At 67.3% G+C, this 23,407-nt stretch carries 26 protein-coding genes; 9 read left to right on the top strand and 17 right to left on the bottom strand.

What is annotated here, in order from left to right:
• Positions 1-39 precede the first annotated feature (39 nt).
• Positions 40-291 (bottom strand): YjiS-like domain-containing protein, encoded by a 252-nt coding sequence (locus EF888_RS01020; protein WP_109760573.1) that lies wholly within the window; start codon positions 289-291, stop codon positions 40-42.
• Between the two features lie 114 nt (positions 292-405).
• On the opposite strand from EF888_RS01020, the gene EF888_RS01015 reads away from it, so the two are divergent.
• On the top strand, positions 406-1,293 hold the full coding sequence (locus EF888_RS01015; protein ID WP_109760574.1) for a LysR substrate-binding domain-containing protein: 888 nt from the start codon (positions 406-408) through the stop codon (positions 1,291-1,293).
• Between the two features lie 3 nt (positions 1,294-1,296).
• Here EF888_RS01015 and EF888_RS01010 read toward each other — a convergent pair whose 3' ends face one another.
• The 14 genes from EF888_RS01010 to EF888_RS00950 form a co-directional block, all read right to left on the bottom strand.
• The gene (locus EF888_RS01010) at positions 1,297-2,589 is read right to left on the bottom strand and encodes an NAD(P)/FAD-dependent oxidoreductase (protein WP_109760575.1); all 1,293 of its coding nucleotides are present in this window, start codon (positions 2,587-2,589) and stop codon (positions 1,297-1,299) included.
• Positions 2,589-3,947 (bottom strand): glutamine synthetase family protein, encoded by a 1,359-nt coding sequence (locus EF888_RS01005; RefSeq protein WP_109760576.1) that lies wholly within the window; start codon positions 3,945-3,947, stop codon positions 2,589-2,591. Before EF888_RS01005 ends, EF888_RS01010 begins: the two co-directional genes overlap by 1 nt.
• Entirely contained in the window at positions 3,940-4,623 is a 684-nt protein-coding gene (locus tag EF888_RS01000) for a type 1 glutamine amidotransferase (protein ID WP_109760577.1), read from the bottom strand. Before EF888_RS01000 ends, EF888_RS01005 begins: the two co-directional genes overlap by 8 nt.
• A 73-nt stretch (positions 4,624-4,696) precedes the next feature.
• Entirely contained in the window at positions 4,697-4,879 is a 183-nt protein-coding gene (locus EF888_RS00995) for a PLDc N-terminal domain-containing protein (protein ID WP_241239762.1), read from the bottom strand.
• Between the two features lie 4 nt (positions 4,880-4,883).
• Positions 4,884-5,009: a hypothetical protein gene (locus tag EF888_RS22380; protein ID WP_277601029.1), complete on the bottom strand. Its 126-nt coding sequence runs from the start codon at positions 5,007-5,009 to the stop codon at positions 4,884-4,886.
• A 13-nt stretch (positions 5,010-5,022) separates the two neighbouring features.
• Positions 5,023-6,309, bottom strand: a complete 1,287-nt coding sequence (locus tag EF888_RS00990; RefSeq protein ID WP_109760578.1) for a c-type cytochrome — start codon at positions 6,307-6,309, stop codon at positions 5,023-5,025.
• 1 nt (position 6,310) lies between these two features.
• Entirely contained in the window at positions 6,311-7,513 is a 1,203-nt protein-coding gene (locus tag EF888_RS00985) for a formate dehydrogenase subunit gamma (RefSeq protein ID WP_109760579.1), read from the bottom strand.
• A gap of 16 nt (positions 7,514-7,529) precedes the next feature.
• Positions 7,530-8,540, bottom strand: coding sequence for a tetratricopeptide repeat protein (locus EF888_RS00980; protein WP_206508391.1), 1,011 nt, complete (start codon positions 8,538-8,540; stop codon positions 7,530-7,532).
• Between the two features lie 72 nt (positions 8,541-8,612).
• Entirely contained in the window at positions 8,613-9,206 is a 594-nt protein-coding gene (gene fdh3B / locus EF888_RS00975) for a formate dehydrogenase FDH3 subunit beta (RefSeq protein WP_109760581.1), read from the bottom strand.
• A 15-nt stretch (positions 9,207-9,221) separates the two neighbouring features.
• Positions 9,222-12,215 (bottom strand): formate dehydrogenase subunit alpha, encoded by a 2,994-nt coding sequence (locus EF888_RS00970; protein WP_109760582.1) that lies wholly within the window; start codon positions 12,213-12,215, stop codon positions 9,222-9,224.
• A 13-nt stretch (positions 12,216-12,228) separates the two neighbouring features.
• On the bottom strand, positions 12,229-12,417 hold the full coding sequence (locus EF888_RS00965; protein ID WP_109760583.1) for a ubiquinol-cytochrome c reductase iron-sulfur subunit N-terminal domain-containing protein: 189 nt from the start codon (positions 12,415-12,417) through the stop codon (positions 12,229-12,231).
• A 47-nt stretch (positions 12,418-12,464) separates the two neighbouring features.
• Positions 12,465-13,004 (bottom strand): TorD/DmsD family molecular chaperone, encoded by a 540-nt coding sequence (locus tag EF888_RS00960; RefSeq protein ID WP_109760671.1) that lies wholly within the window; start codon positions 13,002-13,004, stop codon positions 12,465-12,467.
• Positions 13,005-13,182: 178 nt separating this feature from the next.
• Positions 13,183-13,782 (bottom strand): DUF3306 domain-containing protein, encoded by a 600-nt coding sequence (locus EF888_RS00955; protein ID WP_109760584.1) that lies wholly within the window; start codon positions 13,780-13,782, stop codon positions 13,183-13,185.
• Complete coding sequence (locus EF888_RS00950; RefSeq protein WP_241239761.1) at positions 13,775-14,323, bottom strand: DUF3305 domain-containing protein; 549 nt, start codon at positions 14,321-14,323, stop codon at positions 13,775-13,777. Before EF888_RS00950 ends, EF888_RS00955 begins: the two co-directional genes overlap by 8 nt.
• A gap of 105 nt (positions 14,324-14,428) precedes the next feature.
• On the opposite strand from EF888_RS00950, the gene EF888_RS00945 reads away from it, so the two are divergent.
• Complete coding sequence (locus EF888_RS00945) at positions 14,429-16,396, top strand: 4Fe-4S dicluster domain-containing protein (protein ID WP_109760672.1); 1,968 nt, start codon at positions 14,429-14,431, stop codon at positions 16,394-16,396.
• Between the two features lie 61 nt (positions 16,397-16,457).
• On the top strand, positions 16,458-17,450 hold the full coding sequence (locus EF888_RS00940) for a serine hydrolase domain-containing protein (RefSeq protein ID WP_109760673.1): 993 nt from the start codon (positions 16,458-16,460) through the stop codon (positions 17,448-17,450).
• A gap of 3 nt (positions 17,451-17,453) precedes the next feature.
• Here the strand turns inward: EF888_RS00940 and EF888_RS00935 are convergent, their stop codons facing one another.
• Complete coding sequence (locus EF888_RS00935; protein WP_109760586.1) at positions 17,454-18,110, bottom strand: cytochrome c family protein; 657 nt, start codon at positions 18,108-18,110, stop codon at positions 17,454-17,456.
• Between the two features lie 153 nt (positions 18,111-18,263).
• Between EF888_RS00935 and EF888_RS00930 the strand changes: the two genes are divergently transcribed.
• From EF888_RS00930 to EF888_RS00910, 5 genes are read left to right on the top strand one after another with little or no spacing between them, the layout of a single operon-like run.
• Entirely contained in the window at positions 18,264-18,467 is a 204-nt protein-coding gene (locus tag EF888_RS00930; RefSeq protein WP_109760587.1) for a DUF6494 family protein, read from the top strand.
• Complete coding sequence (locus EF888_RS00925) at positions 18,468-19,574, top strand: Mrp/NBP35 family ATP-binding protein (RefSeq protein WP_109760588.1); 1,107 nt, start codon at positions 18,468-18,470, stop codon at positions 19,572-19,574. It abuts the gene before it with no gap.
• 1 nt (position 19,575) lies between these two features.
• Complete coding sequence (locus EF888_RS00920; protein ID WP_109760589.1) at positions 19,576-20,280, top strand: biotin/lipoate--protein ligase family protein; 705 nt, start codon at positions 19,576-19,578, stop codon at positions 20,278-20,280.
• Positions 20,265-20,732 carry a DUF6505 family protein gene (locus tag EF888_RS00915; RefSeq protein WP_109760590.1) on the top strand — a complete coding sequence of 156 codons (468 nt, stop codon included), beginning with the start codon at positions 20,265-20,267 and terminating at the stop codon, positions 20,730-20,732. The genes EF888_RS00920 and EF888_RS00915 overlap by 16 nt, the downstream gene beginning before the upstream one ends.
• Entirely contained in the window at positions 20,732-21,397 is a 666-nt protein-coding gene (locus tag EF888_RS00910; protein WP_109760591.1) for a MarC family protein, read from the top strand. Before EF888_RS00915 ends, EF888_RS00910 begins: the two co-directional genes overlap by 1 nt.
• Positions 21,398-21,485: 88 nt before the next feature.
• Here EF888_RS00910 and EF888_RS00905 read toward each other — a convergent pair whose 3' ends face one another.
• Positions 21,486-22,175 (bottom strand): response regulator transcription factor, encoded by a 690-nt coding sequence (locus EF888_RS00905; RefSeq protein ID WP_109760592.1) that lies wholly within the window; start codon positions 22,173-22,175, stop codon positions 21,486-21,488.
• A 158-nt stretch (positions 22,176-22,333) separates the two neighbouring features.
• On the opposite strand from EF888_RS00905, the gene ribA reads away from it, so the two are divergent.
• On the top strand, positions 22,334-23,407 hold the full coding sequence (ribA, locus tag EF888_RS00900; RefSeq protein ID WP_109760593.1) for a GTP cyclohydrolase II: 1,074 nt from the start codon (positions 22,334-22,336) through the stop codon (positions 23,405-23,407).

The following is a 23,407-nucleotide window of genomic DNA, read 5'->3' as shown; positions in this document are numbered from 1 at the left end:
GGTCTCATGCACGGGAGTCTAGCGCGAGGCGCGCGGCCGTCACATCATCATGCGGCGGCGTTCGCGGGCGATGCGGTGCAGTTCGTGCGCCGCGTTGACCGAGAGCGGAAGGTTGGCTGCGGACCGCACCTCGCCCCGCGTCACGCCGATGTCGTGGAGGATGTGATCGTCGAGGTCGAGCAGCGTGCGGAAGTGTCGGCGGCGCAGGCGTTCGGCGATCCGGCGCGCGAGGCTGTCGGCCAGCGCGTGGAGGGGGTGGCCGTGGGAGGAGGAGGTGTCGGAGGCGTGCATGGCGATGATCCTTTTCAGCCTGGTGTGTCTCTCTGGAGGTAAGGTGGCGTCTTGACGTACATCAATCAAACGAATAGATTTGACCTCATCATGCAGTTTTACTGACGGCTCGCTATGAACGCCCCCACCCTTCCGACCATCCCTCTTCTGGACCTCGACCTGCTGCGCACGCTTGTCGCCATCGCCGAGACCGGCAGCTTTTCGGCCGCCGCCGCGCGGGTGCACCGGACGCCGTCGGCGGTGTCGATGCAGGTGAAGAAGATCGAAGATATCCTCGGACGCCCGATGTTCCTGCGCGACAGCCGGTCGGTCGAGCTGACGGCGGACGGCGGCTTTCTGGTGGAACACGCACGGCGGATGCTGGCGATGAACCGCGAGGCGGTGGCGCGTTTCGTGCAGCCCGACATCCGGGGCGTAGTGCGCATGGGCGCGCCTGACGACGCGGCCGAGCGGCATCTGCCCGGGATGCTCCGGCGGTTCGCCGAGACGCATCCCGGCGTGACGGTGGACGTGGTGATCGACTCGTCCGTTCGGATGATGGACATGCTGCGCGCCGGCCAACTGGACCTGACGCTTCTGACCTACGGACCCGATGCGCAGTCGCGGGGGGCCGAGATCCTGATGCGCGAACAGCTTGTGTGGGCCGCCTGCAAGGGCGGGACTGCGGCGACGCGGGACCCCCTGCCGGTCAGCGTCTGGGAGGAAGGCTGCGCCTGGCGGAAGGCGGGGCTCGACGCGCTGGAATCGCAGAAGCGGCCGTGGCGGGTCGCGTTCCAGAGCGCGCATATCTCGGGACAGCGGGCGGCGATCCTGGCCGACCTGGCCGTCGCGCCCATACCGGCCTCGTCCATCGGGGGCGATATCGTCGAGGCTTCGGGTCGGCACGGGCTGCCGCCCTTGCCGACCTACGCGCTGGGGATGCTGGTGCCGGAGGATCCGAGCCCGGCCGTGGCTGCGGCGGCGGATCACCTGCGGGCGTGCTTCGCTGCGCGGACGCGCTGAGGATCAGACGCCCAACCTGTCGCGCAGCGCGAACCATGTCATGGCGAGGGTGAGAAGCGGCGCGCGGGCGTGGCGGCCGCCGGGGAAGGGTGTGACGGGCAGTCTCGACATGAGGTCGAAACGGCCCGCCTGGCCTGCGACGGCTTCGGCCATCACCTTGCCTGCGAGGCCCGTGAGCGCCACGCCGTGGCCGGAGAACCCGCCCGCCGCGAGCGTCGTGGGGCCGAGGCGGCGCAGCATGGGGAGGCGATGCATCGTGATGCCGAGCGTGCCGCCCCAGTGGTGGTCGACGCGCACGCCGGCCAGTTGCGGGAACAGCCTCTCCATCCGCGCGCGGAGCGCCGTCAGGATGTCCTGCGGGAAGCCCAGACCGTAATTCTCGCGCCCGCCGAAGAGTAGGCGGCGGTCCTCGCTCAGGCGGAAGTAGTTCACCACGAACTTGTCGTCGGCGACGGCGATGTCCTTGGCCAGCACATCGGTCGCGCGGTCGCCCAGGGGTTCGGTCGCGGCGATGAAGCTGTTGATCGGCATGACGCGGGCGGCGACGTCCTTCGAGATGGGCGAGAGGTAGCCGTTGCCCGCGACGACGATGTGGCCGGCGCGAATACGGCCTGTGGGCGTGGTCACGACGCCCTCTTCGATCTTCGTCGCCTCGGTCCGCTCGAAGATGCGCGCGCCTGCCGCCTCGGCGCCTCGCGCTAGGCCGAGGCAGTAGCGCATCGGGTGGATGTGGCCTGCATCCCAGTCGAGGAGGCCCCCCCGGTAGACGTCGGTCTTCACGACGGAACGCACGGCGTCGCGGTCGAGGTATTCGGTCTCGAAGCCGTAGCGGTCGCGGAGGAAATCGCCGTAGTTGCGGGCCTCGTCCGCGCCCGCGTCGGTCCATTCGCCGTGGAGCACGCCGGGCTTGTAGGCGGCGTCGGGGGCAAGGCGGGTCGAGAGGTCGCGGACCATCGCCTTGGCCTCCAGCGACAGCTCCCAGAGCTTTCGCGCGTCGTCACGGCCGAGCCGCGCTTCCAGCCAGTGCTGGTCCTTGTTCCAGCCGGTGCCCACCTGCCCGCCGTTCCGCCCGGACGCGCCGAAGCCGACGCGGTGCGCGTCGATGACGACGACGTCGAGACCCTTCTCGGCGGCGTGGAGGGCGGTCGAGAGGCCGGTGTAGCCCGCGCCGATGACGGCGAGATCGCAGGTCACGTCGCCGTCGAGCGGGGTGCGGTCAGCGGGGATCTCGGAGGTGGCGACATACCACGAGGGCGGCAGCACGCCTGGCTTGTCGTTGCGGTAGAGCGGGTTCATCACACGCTCAGGAGCAGGTGCTCGCGCTCCCACGGCGAGATGACGCGGAGGAAGTCGTCGTACTCCGACAGCTTCACCGCCTCGTAGACCCGGCAAAAGTGCTCGCCCAGGACCTCGCGCAGGGGCTGTGCGGCGGCAAATTCCTCGAGGGCGGCATAGACGCCGCGCGGAAGCTCTTCCTCGGCGTGGTAGGCGTCGCCGATGTATTCGGGCTTGGGCTCGACCTCCTTGACCATGCCGATGTAGCCACAGGCGAGCGAGGCTGCGATGCCGAGGTAGGGGTTGCAATCCATGCCGGGGAGGCGGTTCTCGATCCGCCGCGCCTCGGGCGACGCCACGGGCACGCGGATCGCGGTGGTGCGGTTGTCGCGGCCCCATTCCAGGTTGATGGGCGCCGCGTTGTCCTTGACGAAGCGGCGGAAGGAATTGACGTAGGGCGCGAAGACGCAGGTCGCTGGCGAGAGGTAGGTCTGCAGCCCGCCGATGAAGTGGCGGAAGAGGTCGGTCTCTCCGCCATCTTCCGCCACGAAAAGGTTCTTTCCGGTCGATGTCGAGAGCACCGAGTGGTGGATGTGCATGGCCGAGCCGGGCTCGCCCTCGATGGGCTTCGCCATGAAGGTGGCGAAGCAGTTGTGGCGCAGCGCGGCCTCGCGGATCAGGCGCTTGAAGTAGAAGATCTCGTCCGCGAGCTTGATCGGATTGCCGTGGCGAAGGTTGATCTCGAGCTGGCCCGCGCCGCCTTCCTGGGTGATGCCGTCGATCTCGAGGCCCTGCTCCTCGGCGAAGTCGTAGATGTCGTCGATGACGGGGCCGAACTCGTCGACGGCGCTGATCGAATAGGCCTGGCGCGCGGCGGCGGGCCGGCCGGAGCGGCCGACCATCGCCTCGATGCTCTTGGCGGGGTCGATGTTGCGGGCGACGAGGTAGAACTCCATCTCGGGGGCGACGACGGGCTTCCAGCCCTTCTCCTCGTAGAGCTTCATCACGCGGCGGAGGACGTTGCGCGGAGCGTAGGGCACCGGCTCTCCCGCCTTGTCGAAGGCATCGTGGATGACCTGAAGCGTCGTGTCCGCCGTCCAGGGCGCGGCGCTGGCGGTCGAGTAGTCGGGCCGCAGCACCATGTCGGGTTCGGTGAACTCCTCCTGCGCGGCCTCGTCGGCCCACTCGCCGGTGATCGTCTGGTAGAAGATCGAGTTTGGCAGGTAGAAGTGCGTCTGGTGCGCGAACTTCGAGGCGGGCATCGCCTTGCCGCGTGCCACGCCCGAGAGGTCGGCGATGAGGCATTCGACCTCGTCCACGCGGCCGCCGTCGAGGTGGGCCAGGGCGGATTCGGGAACCTGTGTCAGCCAGTCAGCCACGGCTGTTCTCCTTGAAGAAGTCGGCGATGCGGTCGGCGGCGGCAGCGTTCGCGACAGGGCTGTCGATGCGGGCGAGCGCTGCGTCGATGCGGTCGGGATCGACGACGCCGGGGGCGCGGGCCTTCAACAGCAGATCGACGGCGTCCCGGTCGAATTCGGGATGGGGCTGGATCGTCATGGCATGGCCGTCGTAGAGGAAGGCGGCGTACCTGCAAGCCTCGCTGCTTGCGACCGTCCTTGCGCCTTTGGGCGGCTCGACCACCTGGTCCTGGTGCCAGGCGTTGAGCGGCACCGTCTCGCCGTCGAAGTCGTAATCGGTGGGGCCGATGGACCAGCCGCCCGCGAATTTCTCGACGCGTCCGCCCATGGCCTGCGCGATGATCTGGTGGCCGAAGCAGATGCCGACCAAGGGCACCTTTTCGGCGAAGGCGTCGCGGATGAAGTCCTCGAGCGGGGCGATGAAGGGCAGGTCTTCGTAGGCGCCGTGGCGCGAGCCGGTGACGAGCCAGCCTTCGGCGTCATGGACGCTGTCGGGGAACTCCATGTCGACCACGCTCCAGGTGCGGAAGGTCAGGCCGCGTCCGGCGAGAAGCGAGGAGTAGAGGTCGGTGTAGGTTCGTTCGGGATAGCCGTCGACCTTCGGGAAATGGCCGCACTGCAGGATGCCGATGAGCATGAACCACCATAAAAACGGGATGCCCCGAACCTAGGCGCGGGATTCGCGGCGAACAAGTGTTTTGATCAAATCGTCAGGCGGCCGACTCGCGCGGGCCGAGGAGATACCAGGCGACGAAGCCGAGACCGGGAAGCAGAAGGATAACGAGCCAGAGGGTACGTGTCGTCAGGGGCGCTTTCGAGCGTAGGACGGAGATGAGCGCCCACATGTTGAGCGTGAGCGCCAACAGCACCCAAAGGCCGAGATACTGGATCACCGGATCAGTCCAGGCGGACCGAGGGGCTGGACTGGACCTGCTGCGACGAGAAGTCGGCCTCCTCGAGCCCGAAGTCCGCGGCGACGGCGATCACGAAGATCATCGCGAAGGCGGCGAGCATGGCTTTCATGGGGTCATCCCTTTCATGTGTTGTCCTTGAGGAACTCGATCAGGTCCTGGCGGTCCTCGGGCCTCGTGATCCTCTGCATAGGCATTTTCGAGCCCGGGATGAAGTGGTCGGGGCCAAGATCGAAAAGCTTGTCGACCGTGTCTTCGGTCCAGGCGAAGCCGAGGCGCTGGACGGTCTCGGAATAGCTGTAGTCCGGGAGGCTGCCAGCCTTGCGGCCAAAGAGCCCGGCCAGCGTCGGTCCGGCGCGGCGGGTGTCGTCGTCGGCGAGGCTGTGGCAGATCGAGCACTTCCGCTGGAACTGGCGCTCACCGTTCGACATCTTGGCTGGATCGTTCAGGAAGGCGCGCGTCTCGGTCGCCATGATCGGCGCGTCGAGCGCGTTGTGGGCCGGAAAGACGTAGGCCGTGTCGTCGATGCCGCCTGCGATCAGGCTCTTGCCGTCGGACGTATAGGACAATGCCCAGACCGGACCGTTGGCGGCGGCACGGTAGTCGCCGATAAGATCCCAGCTCGTCGTGTCGACGGTCATCACGAAGCCCTGCCCGTCGCCCACGGACAGTTCGGAGCCGTCGGGCGACAGCGCCATCGTCAGGATCGGACGGCGGTCGAGGGTCAGGTCGGCGAGGTCGTCGCCGGTTGTCGCGTCGATCACGCGGGTGCCGCCGTCGACCGCGCCGTAGGCAAGCCAAGCGTCGCCCAGGGTCAGGGTGTTCACGCCGAAGCCGTGCCGCACGACGAGGCGCTTCTCGGCGCCGGTGGCGATGTCCCAGAGGCGTACCGTGCCATCGGCGGAGGCGGACCAGAGCGAGGCGCCGTCGTCCGAGAAGACGACGTCGTTCACCGCGCCGTCGTGTCCCATCAGCCAGCCCGTCCGCTCCCCAGTGGCGATGTCCCAGAGGCCGATCGCGCCGTCCCAGCCCGCCGAGGCGAGGCGGGTGCCGTCGGGCGAGACGGCAAGCGCCGCGACCTGGCCTTCGTGGCCTTCAAGCCGGGTGCGGAGGGTGCCCGTGACAACGTCCCACAGGAGGATCGCGAAGTCGTCGCCGCCCGAGGCCGCCAGACCGCCGGGCAGAAAGATCGCTGTCTTGACGGCGGCGGCATGGCCTTCCAGCCAGCGCACCTCGTCGTTGCCGAGGGTCCACAGACCGACGGAGTTGTCGAAGCTGGCGGTCAGCGCCCTGGTTCCGTCCGCCGACACGTCGGCCGACATCACCGGGCCGCCGTGCCCTTCGAGGATGCGGAAGTCGGCGGCGAAGACGGGTGCCGCGACAAGCGCCATGACAAGCGCGAGGGCGCGCATCTCACTCGGCGGGCGTCGCCGTGGGCGGCGCCGCGCCTTGCTTGGCCTGCTCCTCTTCGACCCAGAGGCTGTGGTGCTCCTTGGCCCAGTTCAGGTCGACCTCGCCGGACCCCATGGCGTCATAGGCGCCCTCCATCCCGAGCGTGCCGATGTAGATGTGCGCGAAGACGATCCCCATCAGCACGAAGGCGATGATGGAGTGCCAGAGCTGGGCGTACTGCATCTCGGCGTGGGGCGTCAGCGCCTCGGGCAGAGGCTCGCGTCCGACCAGCTCGGGCAGGCCGAGCGCGTTGATGTGGTGGAAGGTCGAGGCGAACATCGGCATGTCGAAGGGGAACAGAAGCGACAGGCCCGAGACCGAGATCGACGCGCCAAGGACGATGACGGACCAGAAGATCAGCTTCTGACCCGCATTGAACTTCTTCGCCGGCGGGTGGCCCTTCGTGAAGATGCCGCCACCCTTGGCAAACCACGTCAGGTCGGTCCGATCCGGCAGGTTGTGCCAGACCCAGAGGACGAAGACGAAGATGAGGGCCAGCATGAAGGCCCAGCTCACGTTGTTGTGGATCCATTTCGAGCCGATCGCGAGCGTGGCGTAACCCTCCTTCCCCATCCAGGGGATCATGCCGACCCGGCCGAAGAGGCTGATGAGTCCGGTCACGCCGAGAAGGATGAACGACCCGGCAAGAAGCCAGTGCGAGAACCTCTCGAAGGCGCGGAAGCGGGTGATCTTGACGCCCGACTTGCCGTGGTCGATCCGGATGCGGCCCCGAATGAGGTAGAACAGCGCAAGGAGCCCAAGGACGCCGAGGAGGAAGTAGCCTCCCCAGGTCCGCAGTGGGCCTTCGCGGAACTGAAGCCACCACATGCCCTCGTCCTGCACCAGAAGCGTGGCGGCGGGCGAGCGGACCTGGCTGGAGACATTGGCCGTGCCGTAGCGCAGCGCGCGCCACAGCTCGGGGTCCGACTGGCCCCCGAGCGTGCCGAGCGGTGCGGTGGGCGGCGCGGCGGAGTCAGGGTCACCCGTCGCCTCGGACCGGAAGGTCGGATCGACCTCGAGGCCCTGCTGGCGGCGCAGGATGTCGTCGAGCGTCTGCGCCCCGCCGGTTTCGGCGCGCGGCGCGTCAGACGGGACCTCCTGCGCGAGGGCGTTCTGCATGGACGCCACGGCAAGCGCGAGCGCGATCAGGATTGCACGGATCATCGGTTCCTCCCCAGCCTCATCTCATCCGCATGTCGTCTTGTAGACGCCATGCAAGTTTGTGTTGTTCCAGCGCAGCCTTGTAGTCGCCGGCGGTTTCGAAGCATTCGGCCATGTCGAGCGCGATCCCCTTGCGCAGGACCGCGTAGTTCTCGCGCTTGGCGATACGCGCGGCCTCGCGCAGAAGGGTCTGCGCCTCGTCCGTGTTCTTTTCCGAGCGCGCCACGCTCGCCAGTCCCGTGTGGACGATGCAGTCGATGAAGAGGTCGCCCGCGGCCTTGCCCAGCTTGCGGGCCTGCGCGAAGGACAGCCGCGCCTCATAAGGGTGACCCTCGGCCGTGTGAACGGATGCCTGCACGGCATGGGCATAGGACAGCATCACGCCGTTTCCGTCCCGCGATGCGAGATCGACGGACCGTGCGGCGTGATCGGCTGCCTTCACCATGTCGCCGTCCGATAGAAGCCATCGTGCGGTGCAGTATTCGACGAGGGGCATGTGTTCCTCGGGCGCCAGTTCCCGCGCGCGGCTGAGCGTGATCCCAGCGCGCGCCCGTTCGCCCCCGAGCCGCTGCACGGTGGCGCGGGCCAGCAGAAGGCTGGTCTGCGCGGGCGCGGCTTCGCCGTCGGTCATGTCCTTGAGAAGCCACAGGCCGCGGTCGACCGCGCAGGTCGCCAGGTCGAGCCGACCCCGCGTATAATGCACCACCGCGAGAAGCGCGTAGATGCCCGCGCGCGCGTCCCGGTGCTGACTTTCGGGCAGGTATCCCTCGGCCTTCAGGCAGTGCTGCATGGCCGTGTCCATATGGCCGGTCCAGAGCGCGTGCCAGGCCAGCGTCCGCAGGGCCAGGCCCTGCTCGGCCCGGCTGCGCTTGCCGCTTCCGGCCTTCGCCTTGAGCTGCGCCTCGGTCGCGTATTCGAGGCTCGAGTCGCGCTCCACCCACCGACGCGCCCAGGCGATGCGGTTGAGCAGAGCGGGATCGCCGCTCGGCAGTTCGGAATGGACCTTCTTGCGTATGGCTGGCATCGACATCTGCGACCGAAAGAAAAATGACGCCCCGAGGGCTTCGGGACGTCATGGGATCATAGCAGAAGGTCGGCGGTCTCAACCACCTTTCTGATCGTAGGCCGTTCCCCAGCCCCAGGCGCCCGAGCCGAAGCCGCGTGCGACGACCCTTTCACGGTAGATGTCCGAGACGTCATCGCCGTCCCCGGCGAGCAGCGCCTTGGTCGAGCACATCTCGGCGCAGATCGGCAGCTTGCCTTCGGCGAGACGGTTGCGGCCGTATTTCGAGAACTCGACCTGGCTCATGTCTTCTTCGGGTCCGCCCGAGCAGAAGGTGCATTTGTCCATCTTGCCGCGCGAGCCGAAGTTGCCGGCCTGCGGATACTGCGGCGCGCCGAAGGGGCAGGCGTAGAAGCAGTAGCCGCAGCCGATGCAGAGGTCCTTGGAGTGCAGGACCACGCCATCGGCGGTCTGGTAGAAGCAGTCGACCGGGCAGACCGCCATGCAAGGCGCGTCCGAACAGTGCATGCAGGCGACCGAGATCGAGCGTTCGCCCGGATCGCCGTCGTTGATCGTCACGACCCTGCGGCGGTTGATGCCCCAGGGGATCTCGTGCTCGTTCTTGCAGGCGGTGACGCAGGCGTTGCATTCGATGCAGCGTTCGGCGTCGACGAGGAATTTAACTCGTGCCATTTTCTTTTCTCCTCCTTACGCCGCGGTGATCTTGCAGAGGGTGGCTTTCGTCTCCTGCATCTGCGTCACGGAGTCGTAGCCGTAGGTCTGCGCGGTGTTCGAGCTTTCGCCCAGCACATAGGGGTCAGCCCCCTTCGGATACTTGGACCTGCGGTCCTCGCCCTGGAAGTAGCCGCCGAAGTGGAAGGGCATGAAGGCCACGCCCTCGCCCACCCGGTTGGTCAGCATGGCCATGACCTTGACCTTGCCGCCCTCGGGTCCCTCGACCCAGACCTGTGCGCCGTCCCTGACACCGATGTTGTTCGCGGTGCGCGGGTTGATCTCGACGAACATGTCCTGTTGCAATTCGGCCAGCCAGGGGTTCGACCGGGTCTCGTCGCCGCCGCCCTCGTACTCGACCAGCCGGCCCGAGGTGAGGATGATCGGATAGCTTTCCGAGAAGTCCTTGTCCTGGATCGACTTGTAGAGCGTCGGCACCCGCCAGAAGGTCTTGTCTTCGTAGGTCGGGTAGTCGGCCACGAGGTCGCGGCGGTTAGAGTAGAGCGGCTCGCGATGGGTCGGCACGGGGTCCGGGAAGGTCCAGACGACCGCACGGGCCTTGGCGTTGCCGAAGGGTGCGCATTCGTGGAGGATCGCGACGCGCTGGATGCCGCCCGAAAGGTCGGTCTTCCAGTTGACGCCACCGATCTTTTCCTTCCAGTCGGCGGGATAGGGACCGGTCTGGTCCTGCTCGCCCACTTCCTCGCCCTGCCCGGTCAGCTTGCCCTCGGCGTCGCGATAGCCTGCGACGCGTTCGATCGACTGGCGCTCTTCGGGGCTGAGATCGGAGTCCCAGCCGAGATCCTGGAGCATCTGCATCGTGAACTCGGGATATCCGTCCTGGATTTCCGATCCCACGCTGTAGACGCCTTCTGCCAGAAGGTTGTCACCCTCGTGCTCGACCCCGAAGCGGGCGCGGAACGTCAGGCCGCCCTTCGAGACCGGCATCGACATGTCGTAGAGGTTCGCCGTGCCGGGGTGGTTCATCTCGGGCGTGCCCCAGCAAGGCCAGGGCATCCCGTAGAAGTCGCCGTCGGCCGGACCGCCGATCGCGCGCAGCGTCGTCTTGTCGAACGTGTGCTGGTTCGCCATGTGCAGCTTCAGCCGCTCGGGCGACTGGCCGGTATAGCCGATCGTCCACATGCCGCGGTTCACTTCGCGGGTGATGTCCTCGACGTTGGGCTCGCCGTTCTCGATCGCGATGTTGCGGAACATGCGGTCGGCGAATCCGAACTTGTCGGCGAACTTGGCGAGGATCGTGTGGTCGGGCAGCGATTCGAACAGCGGCTCCACCACCTTCTCGCGCCACTGGAGCGAGCGGTTGGACGCGGTGACAGAACCGTAGGTCTCGAACTGCGTGGCGGCGGGGAGAAGGTAAACCCCGTCGGTCCGGTCCTGCATCACCGCCGAGACGGTGGGATAGGGATCGACCACGACCATGAGGTCGAGTTTCTCCATCGCCGTCTTCATCTCGACCATGCGAGTCTGCGAGTTGGGCGCGTGGCCCCAGAGGACCATCGCCCGGGTGTTGTCGGGCTGGAGGATGTTCTCCTTGTCCTCGAGCACGCCGTCGATCCAGCGCGAGACCGGGATGCCGGTCTCGTACATCATCTCGAGATCGGTGCCGTCCTTGCCCCTGCCGGGCATCTTGGCGAAGCGGGACTTCAGCCAGTCCAGGTCCTCGCCCCAGACGCGGGCGAAGTGAGCCCAGGATCCGGGCGCCAGGCCATAGTAGCCGGGCAGCGTGTCGGCGAGGACGCCGAGGTCGGTCGCGCCCTGCACGTTGTCGTGGCCGCGGAAGATGTTCGTGCCGCCACCCGCGACGCCCATGTTGCCGAGCGCGAGCTGCAGAATGCAGTAGGCGCGGGTGTTGTTGTTGCCGTTGGTGTGCTGGGTGCCGCCCATGCACCAGATGACGGTGCCGGGGCGGTTGTTGGCCATCGTGCGCGCGACGCGCTCAAGCTGGGTGCCGGGCACGCCGGTGACGCGCTCGGTCTCTTCGGGGTCCCACTTGGCGACCTCGGTGCGGATCTGGTCCATGCCCCAGGTGCGGGTGCGAAGGAATTCCTTCTCCTCCCATCCGTTCTCGAAGATGTGCCAGAGGATGCCCCAGATCAGCGCGACGTCCGAACCGGGCCGGAAGCGGACGTATTCGTCCGCATGGGCTGCGGTGCGCGTGAAGCGCGGGTCGCAGACGATGAGCGGCGCGTTGTTCTGCTCCTTCGCCCGCAGGACGTGCAGGAGCGAGACAGGGTGCGCCTCGGCCGGGTTTCCGCCGATGATGAAGATCGCGCGGCTGTTGTGGATGTCGTTGTAGCTGTTCGTCATGGCGCCGTAGCCCCATGTGTTCGCGACGCCCGCGACCGTGGTCGAGTGGCAGATGCGCGCCTGGTGGTCGACGTTGTTCGTCCCCCAGTAGGCCGCAAACTTGCGGAACAGGTAGGCCTGTTCGTTCGAGTGCTTGGCCGAGCCGAGCCAGTAGACCGAATCCGGACCCGACTCTTCGCGGATCGCCATCATCTGGTCGCCGATCTCGTTGATCGCCTCGTCCCAGCTCAGGCGCTGCCATTCGCCGCCGACGAGCTTCATCGGATACTTCAGGCGGCGTTCGCCGTGCGCGTGCTCGCGGACGGACGCGCCCTTGGCGCAGTGGGCGCCCAGGTTGAACGGGCTGTCCCAGGCGGGCTCCTGCCCGACCCACACGCCGTTGTCGACTTCGGCCAGAACCGTGCAGCCGACCGAGCAATGGGTGCAGACCGATTTCTTGATCTCGATGTTGCCGGTCGCGGCGGCCGCCTGGGCGGCGGCGGGCGTCACCCGGCCCACGCCTGAGGCGAGGGCTGCGAGACCGCCCACGGCCAGACCCGACCCACGCAGGAAGCTGCGGCGGTCGACGTTCTTGCCGGCAACGCGGCCGAGGATGGGAGCGGCGCGGCCGCGGCCCTGGATGGATGTCTTCTTTCTCAGCATCTGGTGGCCTCCCTCAGAAGCGCGCGGAGGCCAGATAGGCCTTCACATGCTCGGTCTTGCGGTATCCCGATCCCTGCGGCGCCTCTTCGGCGGCGGCCTCGGCCGGCGCGATTGCGGCTGCGGCGACGGCGGCGGGGGCCGAGGCGCCCGCCAGTTTCAGGAAGTCGCGACGGCTGGTCCCGTCCTTCTTCTTGTCGTCCATCTCTGGTCCTCCCTATGCCTCTTGACGGGGGTCCGGATCCCCCCGCGTCAGGCTTCCATCCTGAAGGCTTCGATCTCGATCTCCATGAAGGCGCGTCCGATCTTACCGACCGGCGCGTAGAGGACCGAGCCTTCGGCGGCCTCCAGATCCGTAAAGAAGTGCGACGCCCAGGTCGCGATATGCGTATTGAAGAATGCGTGCTGGTCGCCGACCGAAAGGGGCGTCCCGTAGTCGCCGCGAATGAGGCCCGCCATGATCTCGCAGAGCGTGGCGATGTGGTCCTCGGGTTCCTTGACGCCGTCGTTCCGGGCGATGCCGAACTGCGCCATGTGGGTGCGCAGACGGGCGAGCGGCTTTTCATTGAGAAAGCCGGTCAGGTAGAAACTCGCGTAGGGCAGAAGCTCGCCGCGTCCGAGGCCGATGAAGAGCGCGTTGTATTCGCGCTTGGCGGCAGCGGGCTGGGTCGCGGCGGCGACCAGCGCCAGCGCAGCGATTCCCTGCCCCAGATCCGATCCGTCGCCGTCGAGCGCGGCAAGCGCATCGAGCGTGGCACTGTCAGGGGCAGAGGCCAGAAGCCGGGCGAGCATGGAATAGAGATCGGCGCGCAGAAGGTCTTCTTCCGCAGCCCCCTCCCTGATGGTCGCCGATTGGCTTTTTAGGCTCACGTCCGCCCGCCTTGTTCCGGTCTGCCATCACCCTAGGAAACGCCCGCAAATTGGGCAATTCATTTTTCCAATCGCAGGTGCGACGGATCAACCCGCCTGGTCAGGTCGTGAAGCGCATCCGCTTGGGATTGAAGGAGATTTCCTCGTTTTCGTCGCCATCGATCAACTCTTCGTCGATTTCGGTCGAGGTGACAGCGGAAATGTCCGGTTCCTCAAGCGTCGCATGGGCAATATCGGCTTCAGCTAGCGCCTCAGCCTGTATATTAGTGTCGTTATCCTGCAAAATTTTCGGAACATGCGCGGCCTTTAGGAAACCTTGCCCAACGCGGTAGGCGGTCGCCAGGACCTTGGCGTTCATCTCGGGCGAGCGGTAGTCGATGTCGTAGTCGTTCAGCCCGTCCAGATTTGCCAACAGGGGATTCGACCGCCACAGCATCCGAAGGGCCCTTCGCCGCAGGAAGTCCGGGACGCCCGCGCGCATGAAGATCGAGAAGTCGTCGCCGGCCTTGAGGCTTTCCGGCAGCGGCAGCTTCAGCCGTTCAAGAAGCAGTCGTTCGTCTTCCGGTGTCTCGGGCTCGGGCTCTTCCGGCACGTCGGGTTCGGGCGCCGGAGTGGGCTCCGCGGCGCGGGTTTCCTCTTCGGCCACAGCCCGGCGCCGGCGCGACCAGCGGCGGAAGAGGTCGTCGTCCTCGTCAGTCATCCTCGCGCCTCGCCTTCTGGGTGGCGGGGCTGCGATACACGTCCGCCGCCTGCCTTATCCTCGGGTCGCCGACGCCGTCCTCGACGCGGTCGACGCGGGCGGCGTCGCGGCGGCGCTTCACGAATTCTGTCTCCTCGAAATGGGCCTCGCAGAAATCGCGGACCAATGTCGCAAGCGACGCGGGCATGGCCACGGGGTCGACGATCATCTCGGAGCTGTCCTGCCAGTTCTGGCCGCGGTCTGCGGAGACAGTGACGGCGTGGACGTCGATGCCATATTCGTTGGGGGCGTCCTTCTGCAGGACGACGAAGACGGACGGAGGGGTCATCATAAGCGAGGTGCGATAGCTTTCGACCTCGGCGCGGTGCAGGTCCATGGGCAGGGTCGCAGCGTGAAAGTCGGTCACGCCGTCCTCCTCGCGAAGGACGCGAAAGCCTCCGGGACCGGCGTTCGGCAGGACCGCAATTGCCGACCACGACCACTTCGCCCAGCGCGTCACGCCGGGGCGACGTCTGAGGACGACGCCGAGAGGTATGTCCATCTGGTGCGGAAATGGGGTCATGGCCCGGCAGGAAACACCCCCCGATTGCCTTTGACAAGACGAGGCCGCATCATGGCCTTCGCTCTGACGCCTTGGGGAGGACCGATGACCGCACCGAAACGCCTTCTTCTTTGCACCTGCGAAGATACCCAGGCCGTGGATCCCCAGACCGCATCGACCGCGCTTGGCGGCATCGATGTGCGAACGGTCCGCGCCTTGTGCATGGGCAATGTCGACGCGGCGGCGAAGGCTCTGGCTCAGGAGGGCGAGACGCTGATCGCCTGCGGGCAGATGTCGGCGTTCTTCGAGGATCTGGCCGAGGAACTGGGTGCGCCCGAACGCCTCGCCACGGTCGACATCCGCGACCGAGCGGGCTGGACGGACACCGGCACGGCGTTTCCGAAGCAGGCCGCGCTGCTGGCCGAGTCGCTGGTCGCCCGGCCGGACACGCCGACGCGCGACGTCACAAGCGAGGGCACCTGCCTGATCCTCGGCCCGGCCCACGTGGCCGTGCCCGCGGCCGAGAGCCTGGCAGGATCGCTCGCGGTGACGTGCCTTGTCGCCGAGGACCCCGGCGACATGGCGCCTCCCGCGACCTACGACCTGGCGCTCGGCCGTCTGAAGAAGGCTGGCGGCGCCCTTGGGCGTTTCGCGGTCGAGGTCGACGGCTATCGTGCCGCCGATCCGGGCGGACGGGGCGCCGTAAGGTTCGGCCCGGCGGCGGACGGCGCGAAATCGACCTGCGACATCCTCCTCGACCTGAGGGGAGAGGGGCCACTGTTCTCGGCCGACCACAAGCGCGAGGGCTATGTCCGCGCCGATCCGGGCGATCCCATTGCCGTCGCGCGCGCGGTGGCCGAGGCGCGCGAGTTGCAGGGCGTGTTCGAGAAGCCGCTCTACATCCGTTTCGATCCGGGTCTCTGCGCCCATTCGCGGGCCAGCCAGCCCGGCTGCGCGCGCTGCCTGTCGGTCTGCCCGACGGGGGCCATCACCTCGGCGGGCGACACCGTCGTCATCGACACCGACGTCTGCGCGGGCTGCGGCGAATGCGCCGCCGTCTGTCCCTCCGGCGCGGCGAGCTATGACGACCCCCCGGTGTCGGTCCTTTTCGCCCGCCTGCGCACCCTGGCGTCCGAGTTCCGCCGCGCGGGCGGACAGGCGCCGCGTGCGCTGTTCCACGAGGCCGACTGGGGCGGCGAGATGATCCGCCTCTCCGCCCGCTTCGGACGCGGGCTGCCGCCCGACGTGATCCCCGTCGAGGTCTCCTCGATCGAGGGCGTGGGACATGCCGAGACGCTGGCCGCGCTCGGCGTGGGCTTCGCCTCTGTCGCGGTGATGCCGGGACCGCGAAGCGATACCGGGGTGATCCTGCGCGAACTGGCGCTTGCCGAGGCCATCGCCGGTCAGGGGCGTCTGTCCGTCCTGGACGTGTCGGACCCCGACGCGATGGAGGCGGCGCTATGGGATGCCGAAATTGCGCAGCCCGTCGCCGATCCGATCCTGCCGCTCGGCGGACGGCGCGAGGTGACGCGACTGGCGGGAACGGCGCTGAACGTGCCCGACGCCGTGCTCGAACTGCCCGAGGGTGCGCCTTATGGCGCCGTGGTGATCGACACCGAGGCCTGCACGCTGTGCCTCGCCTGCGTGTCGCTCTGCCCGGTCGCGGCGCTCGGCGACAATCCCGACAAGCCGCAGGTGACCTTCCGCGAGGCGGCCTGCCTGCAATGCGGCATCTGCGCGTCGACCTGTCCCGAGGACGCCATTACTCTCGCGCCCCGGTTGGACCTGTCGAAAGAGGCGCTGGCGCCGCGCGTCCTGAACGAAGAAGAGCCTTTCGACTGCATCAACTGCGGCAAGCCCTTCGGCGTCCGCTCGACCATCGAGAAAATCGTCGAGAAGCTCGAGGACAAGCACTGGATGTTCAAGGGCTCGGACAACGTGAAGCTGATCCAAATGTGCGACGACTGCCGGATCTCGGCGCAGTATCATCAGGAAGGATCTCCGTTCCGCATGGGCGACCGTCCGAAGCCTCGCACGACCGACGACTATCTCAAGGAGCGGAAGCCGCACTGAGGCTGTCACGGTCGCGCGACCTTGCCTTGCCTTGGACCGGCGACCGGTCCATTTCACCGGCATGATCCAGCGCCGCCGTTTCCTTGCCGTCTCCACCGCCGCCGTCGCGGCACCGTCGTTCCTTCGCGCCCAGAGCGATCCTTTCGCGGAGGCGGTCGCCGCAGCACGGACGCTGCAACAGCTTCACACGCTGCTCGTCGTCCGTGACGGCGAGACGGTTGTCGAGGAGACCTTCGGCGGGCCAGGCCCGGATGGGCTTGCCAACGTGAAGTCGGTTTCGAAAACCATCGTGGCGACCCTTCTCGGTGCCGCCATCGACAAGGGCGAGGTGCCGGGGGTCGAGGCATCGCTCGGCGAGGTCGCTCCGGGGCTGATCCCGAACGAGGCGGACCCGAAGGTAGCCGAGATCACTCTCGAGGATCTGGTGACGCTGCGCGCGGGGCTGGAGCGCACCTCCGGCCCCAATTACGGGTCTTGGGTCAACAGCCGGAACTGGGTCGCCAATGCGCTGTCGCGGCCCTTCGTCGCCGAACCGGGGGCGCGGATGCTTTATTCCACCGGATCGACCCACGTGCTTGGCGCGGCTCTGGCCGAGGCGTCCGGCCGCTCACTTCTCGAGCTGGCACGCGACTGGATCGGAGAGCCGCTGGGCATCGAGATTCCGGCCTGGACGCGCGATCCGCAGGGCTTCTACCTGGGCGGAAACGAGATGGCACTGACGCCCCGCGCGATGGCGCGCTTCGGCGAGGCGATCCGCAGGGGCGGAGCCATCGACGGAGTGCGGATCGTCAGCGAAGAGTGGGTGCGCCGGTCGCTGTCGCCCGTCACCCGCTCGCCCTTCTCTGGACTGGGCTACGGCTACGGCTGGTTCACGGGCACGCACGGCGGGACGGACTTCGCATTGGCCAGAGGCTACGGCGGCCAGGTGATCTGCATCGCGCCGGCGAAGGCGCTGACCGTCGTCATCACGTCCGATCCGACCCAGCCCGCACGCTCGGGCGGATACTTCGGCGACCTTCTCCGCCTCACCGGCGCGATCATCGACGCGGCCTGACCTTCAGTTCGACTGGACGCCGCCCCCGAGGTCCTTGGGCTTCAGCGTCGCCACGAAGGCGGTGATCGCCTCGATTTCGTCCAGCGTGATCTCGACGGGCACGATGTGGACCTGCCGGTCGGGACCGAAGGGTTCGGTCACGCCCTCGACCTGCGTGAAGGACGGGTGCGGGTTCTCGGCGTAGAACGCGAGGAACAGGGTCGACCAGTCCGGCCGACCGCGCATCGCCTCGAACGAGGGAGTGGAGCCGATGCCGCCCATGCGATTGCGGTCGTCGACGACGTGGCAGCGCCCGCAATGGACGAGCGCGAGGCGGGCGCCGACCTGCGTATCGCCGTCGAAGGTCTCCTTGACCACGACCTCGCTTGCCGCCTCTGTTGCGGCGTAGACCGGCTTTCCGTCGACTTCGAAGCTCTCGACGGCGGCGATGCCGGGGTCCGACCTCAGCCAGTCAAGAAAGAGGTCGGCCTCGGGCGATGGCATGGCGATGTCCAGCCGCACCTCGTCGCCACCTATGATCTGGAACACCCGCTCGCCCTGATCGCCCAAGGCCATGTCGGCCTCGCCCTCGGTCACCGGGGCCACGTCGACGCGATGCTTGAACTTGAAACGCGGGAGGATCTGCTTGTCGAAGCCGGACGCCAGCATCTCGTCGGGCATCCGGAGCGTCAGATCCTGCGCGCTCGATCCCGCTCCCCAGAGCGCGGCGCTGGCGGCGGCGGCGATGATGCGTGGAAACCCGATCTTGCACCTCCCTTGCGATCTGAGATTATCCCGCCTCTGACACAAGACAAGACCACACAGGGGAGAGCGATGTCCGAAGAAGCATTCAACATGAGCCTGAGGAAGTTCCTCAAGACCGTCGGCGTCACCTCGCAGCGCGAGATCGAGGAGGCCGTGCGCGCCGCATCGGGCACACCCGCCGGCAAGGTGAAGGCCAAGGTCGTGCTGACCATCGGCGATCTCGGCCTGACCCACGAGGTTACGGGCGACATCGAGATGCCGGGCGAGAACTGAGTGGCCGACATCGAGGCCGTTCGCGCGGCACTGTCACGCATCGTCGATCCCGCACGGGGCGAGGACATCCTGTCGGCCGGCATGGTCAAGGGACTTGCGGTCCGGGACGGAGCCGTCAGTTTCGTGCTGGAGGTGGACCCGGCGCGGGCGAGCGGCATGGAGCCGTTGCGCAAGGCGGCTGAAGCCGCCGCGGCGTCCGTCGAAGGCGTCACCGGCGTGTCCGCCATCCTGACGGCGCACGCGCCGCAGGGTACGGCACGGCAGGCGCCCAAGATGGCCGTTCCCGATCTGGGCCTGAAGGACTTCACGCCGAAGCCGAAGGCTCCAGAGGGGCCGCAACCCTTGCCCGGCGTCCGCCACGTCGTCGCCATCGCCTCGGGCAAGGGAGGCGTCGGCAAGTCTACCGTCTCGTCGAACCTCGCCGTCGCCCTCGCCGCGCGCGGGCTTCGGGTCGGGCTTCTGGACGCAGACGTCTACGGTCCATCGCAGCCCCGGATGCTGGGGATCACCGGGCGGCCGTCCGCCCCCAGCCCCGGCGTCATCCTGCCGCTGAGGAACCACGGCGTTGCGGTGATGTCGCTCGGCTTCATGGTCGAGGAAGGCGAGGCCCTCGTCTGGCGCGGACCGATGCTGATGGGCGCGCTCCAGCAGATGCTGGCGCAGGTGCAGTGGGGGACGCTCGACGTCCTGCTGATCGACCTGCCGCCGGGCACGGGTGACGTTCAGATGACCCTCTGCCAGAAGACCGAAGTTGCCGGTGCGGTGATCGTCTCGACGCCGCAGGACATCGCGCTGATCGACGCTCGCAAGGGCATCGACATGTTCAACCGGATGGGGACGCCGATCCTGGGCCTCGTCGAGAACATGGCGAGCTTCGTCTGCGACGGCTGCGGCAAGGCGCATCACCCCTTCGGTCACGGCGGCGCGCGGAAGGAGGCGGAGAAACTTCGCGTGCCTTTCCTGGGCGAGATTCCCCTTCACCTCGGCATCCGCGTTGCGGGCGACGCCGGTGCGCCGATCGTGGCGCAGAAGCCGGAAAGCGAGGAAGCGAAGGCGTTCTGGTCCATCGCCGACGGTCTCGTAGCCACGCTCGCGGCGCGGGGCTGACATGCCGGTCGACTTTCCGCCGCTTCTCACCGGCCGCGCTGTTGCCGACGATCCCTTCGAGGTCGCCTGCGTCGCCGCAGGGGAAGCCGATCCGGGAACGGTCTTCTACAGCCCCGATCCGGACAGGATGCGCGCGGCGATCCTGCTGGCGCCCGAGGTTCCCCTGCGCGAGGCGGCGGGCGTCAGCTTCGCCGTGTCCCTCGGTCTCAACGATGCGGTCGGCGCCCTCGCCCCGCCCGAAGTGGGCGTTCACCTCGAGTGGCCGGACCGCATCCGGGTGAACGGCGCGCGCGCGGGACGGTTGAGGATGGCCGCGTCGACGGCAGACCCCGAGGTCGAACCCGAGTGGCTGGCCGTAGGCGTCGAACTTGCGGTGCGGTCCCAGTCTTCCGACGCGCCGGGTCTGACGCCGGACGAGACCTGCCTGCACGAGGAAGGCTGCGGCGAGATCGGCACGCCCGACCTGATCGAGGCCTGGGCCCGCCACATGATGAACTGGCTGCACATCTACCTTACCGATGGCTTCTCCGAACTGCACGAAGAGTGGCGCGCGAAGGCGCATCGCCTCGGTGGTGCGGTCGAGTATCCGGAGCCGGGAACTTTCGTCGGGCTCGACGAGTGGGGAGGCATGATCCTGAAGGACGGAGATGCGACGCGCATCCTGCCGCTTACCCGAATGATGGAGGTCCGATGTTCGCCCGCGTGATCCGTCTCGACGACAGCGACCTGAACGTCTTCGACCTGGCGGCCGAGCCGGGCGAATGGGCCGTGCCGGGGACCTTCGCCTTCTCGAACTGGTCCGAGGACGACCTGAGCGGCAAGTCGCGTCAGGCCTTTGCGCACGGCTGGCTTGGCCTCTCGAGCTTCGGGCGCGCCTCGGTCGTCGCGGTCACGCCGATCACGGCGGCCGAGAAGGCGGCGCTGGCGGACGCACTCGCCGCGCATTTCGTCGCCGCCTGGGGAGCGCCCGACCTTGACGCCGCGCGGCCTGTGGCGGGCGAGGAGATCGCTCACATGGCCGCGCTCTGCGAGGGGCACCCCGAGAACAGCCTGATCGTCCTGGAGCGCGAGCTGACAGGGGCAGGCGTCCGCGACCGCTTCCGCATCGTGCCGCCGCAGGGAGCAGCGCTGGAAACCTTCGCGGTTCACGGCGACTGATGCCGAGCATCGACCAGCTCCTGCGCGAGTTCATCACGCTTTTCGTGGTCATCGACCCCATCGGAACGCTGCCGGTGTTCTACTTCGCGGCCGCGGGCGTGCCCCGGCACCTGCACTGGCGCCTCGCGACGCGCGCGGTCGTCGTGGCGGGCGTCGTCCTTCTGGGCTTTCTCGTCGCGGGGCAGCTCCTTCTGGAAGGGCTGGGCCTGCGGTTCGGGTCGTTCCAGATCGCGGGCGGGATCGTGCTGTTCCTTTTCGCGATGACGATGATCTTCGGGGAATCGCGCCCCGAGGAGGTGATCCACGAGGCCGAGCGCGCATCGCTGTCCGGTGCCGTCTTTCCGCTGGCCATCCCCTCCATCGCCTCGCCCGGGGCCATGCTCGCCATCGTCATCCTGACCGACAACCACACGAACCCCGTCTTCGACCAGTTCGTGACGGCGGTCGTGCTCTGTGCTGTTCTCGGTTTCACACTGGTGCTTCTGCTCCTCGCAGCGCGCCTGAAACGGGTGCTGGGCGAGACCGGAGCCAGCGTCATCAGCCGGGTGATGGGGATCATCCTCGCCACGGTGGCGGTGGATTCGGTCCTGGGAGGGCTGAATGCGGTCGGCGTCCTGACCCTGCCCGAAGGGGGAGCCCTGGAAATCACGTCCCCGGCGGAGTGACAAAAAAAGGCCGGGCTGAAAGCCCGGCCAGTCCAACAGGGAGGTACCATGCCATAACCCGGACATGGAAACGGGATCCGTAAACGCGTCAGGCGACCAAACGGTAACCGCCCGACTCGGTCACCAGTAAACGCGCATTCGAGGGGTCCGGTTCGATTTTTTGTCGCAGCCGGTAAATATGTGTCTCGAGTGTGTGCGTTGTGACACCCGCATTGTATCCCCAGACCTCGTGCAGAAGGATGTCGCGCGGCACGACGCCCTCGCTGGCACGGTAGAGGAACTTGAGGATGTTCGTCTCTTTCTCGGTGAGACGGATCTTCTTTTCGTCCTCGGTAATCAACATCTTCTGCGCTGGCTGGAACGTGTAGGGCCCGAGTTGGAAGACGGCGTCCTCGGACTGTTCATGCTGCCTCAGCTGCGCCCGGATGCGAGCGAGAAGGACGGGAAACTTGAAGGGCTTCGTGACGTAGTCATTCGCACCCGCATCGAGGCCGAGGATGGTGTCGGCGTCCGAATCATGTCCCGTCAGCATCAGGACCGGGCACTTCACGCCATGCTTGCGCAGCACGCGGCACAGCTCGCGCCCGTCCGTATCCGGCAGCCCCACATCGAGGATGACGAGGTCGTAGATGCCCTGGCGAACCCGCTCCAGCGCCTCGGCGCCGTTGCCGGCTTCGAAGACGTCGAAGTCTTCGGTCATCACGAGTTGCTCGCCGAGCGCCTCGCGCAGGTCTTCGTCGTCGTCCACCAAAAGAATTTTCTTGAGGTTCTGAGCCATGTCACACTTCTCCGTGAACCGATGGTGAGGAAATGAGCGCGGATCCGCGATCTTGCAAGGATTGCTGCAAAAACTCACAGGCTCGTGTCGCCGTCGGGGGAAATGTTTCAAATCCTTGACGGAAGGCGTAAACGACAGGTGAGCCGCCCGGAGACGCGATGTCCCTGTTACCCACCCTTATGGAGCGCATCGCCCGTGCGCGGACGGACCTTCGGCTTGGCCTTCCGGTCGTGCTTCAGGGGGACGGGCGGTCGGTCCTGGCCCTTGCCGCCGAAGGTCTCGACGCGGACCGGTTCGCGGACCTGCGCGCGCTCGGCGATCCGGTGCTTGCCGTGACGGCCCGGCGCGCGGCGACGCTGAACGCCCGCGCCTATGACGGGGACATGGCCCGCATCGTCCTGCCGCGCGACGTCACGACGGACTGGATCCGCGCCGTGGCCGACCCCCAGGATGACCTGTCGGCGCCGATGAAGGGACCTTTCGTCGCGATGCGCGATGGTCCGGCCGACCTGCACCGGGTGGCCCTCTCGCTGGCCAAGTCCGCGCGCCTTCTGCCCGCGGCACTGGTTCTCCACGTCGATGCCGTCCCCGATGACCTGACCCGGCTCGACGCCGCCCTGACGCTGCAGGCGCTGTCGGACCCCGCGCACCACACCCGCGTCGTGACGGGGAACGTGCCGCTTGCCGTGACGGGCGCCGGTCGCGTTCACGTCTTTCGTCCCGAGGACGGCGGCGAAGAGCATGTCGTCTGCGAGATCGGTCGTCCGTCGCGCTCCGAGCCGGTTCTGGTGCGCCTGCACTCGGCCTGTTTCACGGGCGACGTCCTGGGCTCGCTCAAATGCGATTGCGGGCCGCAGCTTCATGCCGCGCTGGCGCAGATGGGGGCCGAGGGCCAAGGCATCCTGCTCTACCTCAACCAGGAGGGCCGAGGCATCGGCCTCGCCAACAAGATGCGCGCCTACGCCCTTCAGGATCAGGGCTTCGACACGGTCGAGGCGAACCACCGGTTGGGCTTCGAGGACGACGAGCGCGACTTCCGCACCGGCGCGGACCTTCTGAAGCGGCTTGGCTTCTCGAAGGTCCGCCTGATGACCAACAACCCCGCCAAGGTCGAGATGATGGCGGCGCAGGGCATCGAGGTGACCGAGCGCGTGCCGCTGCAAGCGGGTCGCAACCCGCTGAACACGGCCTATCTCGACGTCAAGGCCCGGAAATCGGGCCATATTCTCTGA

The organism is Silicimonas algicola (assembly GCF_003970735.1).
Classification (GTDB): domain Bacteria; phylum Pseudomonadota; class Alphaproteobacteria; order Rhodobacterales; family Rhodobacteraceae; genus Silicimonas; species Silicimonas algicola.
Note: the sequence above shows the minus strand (reverse complement) of the source record. Positions and strands in the feature narration are given on the sequence as shown.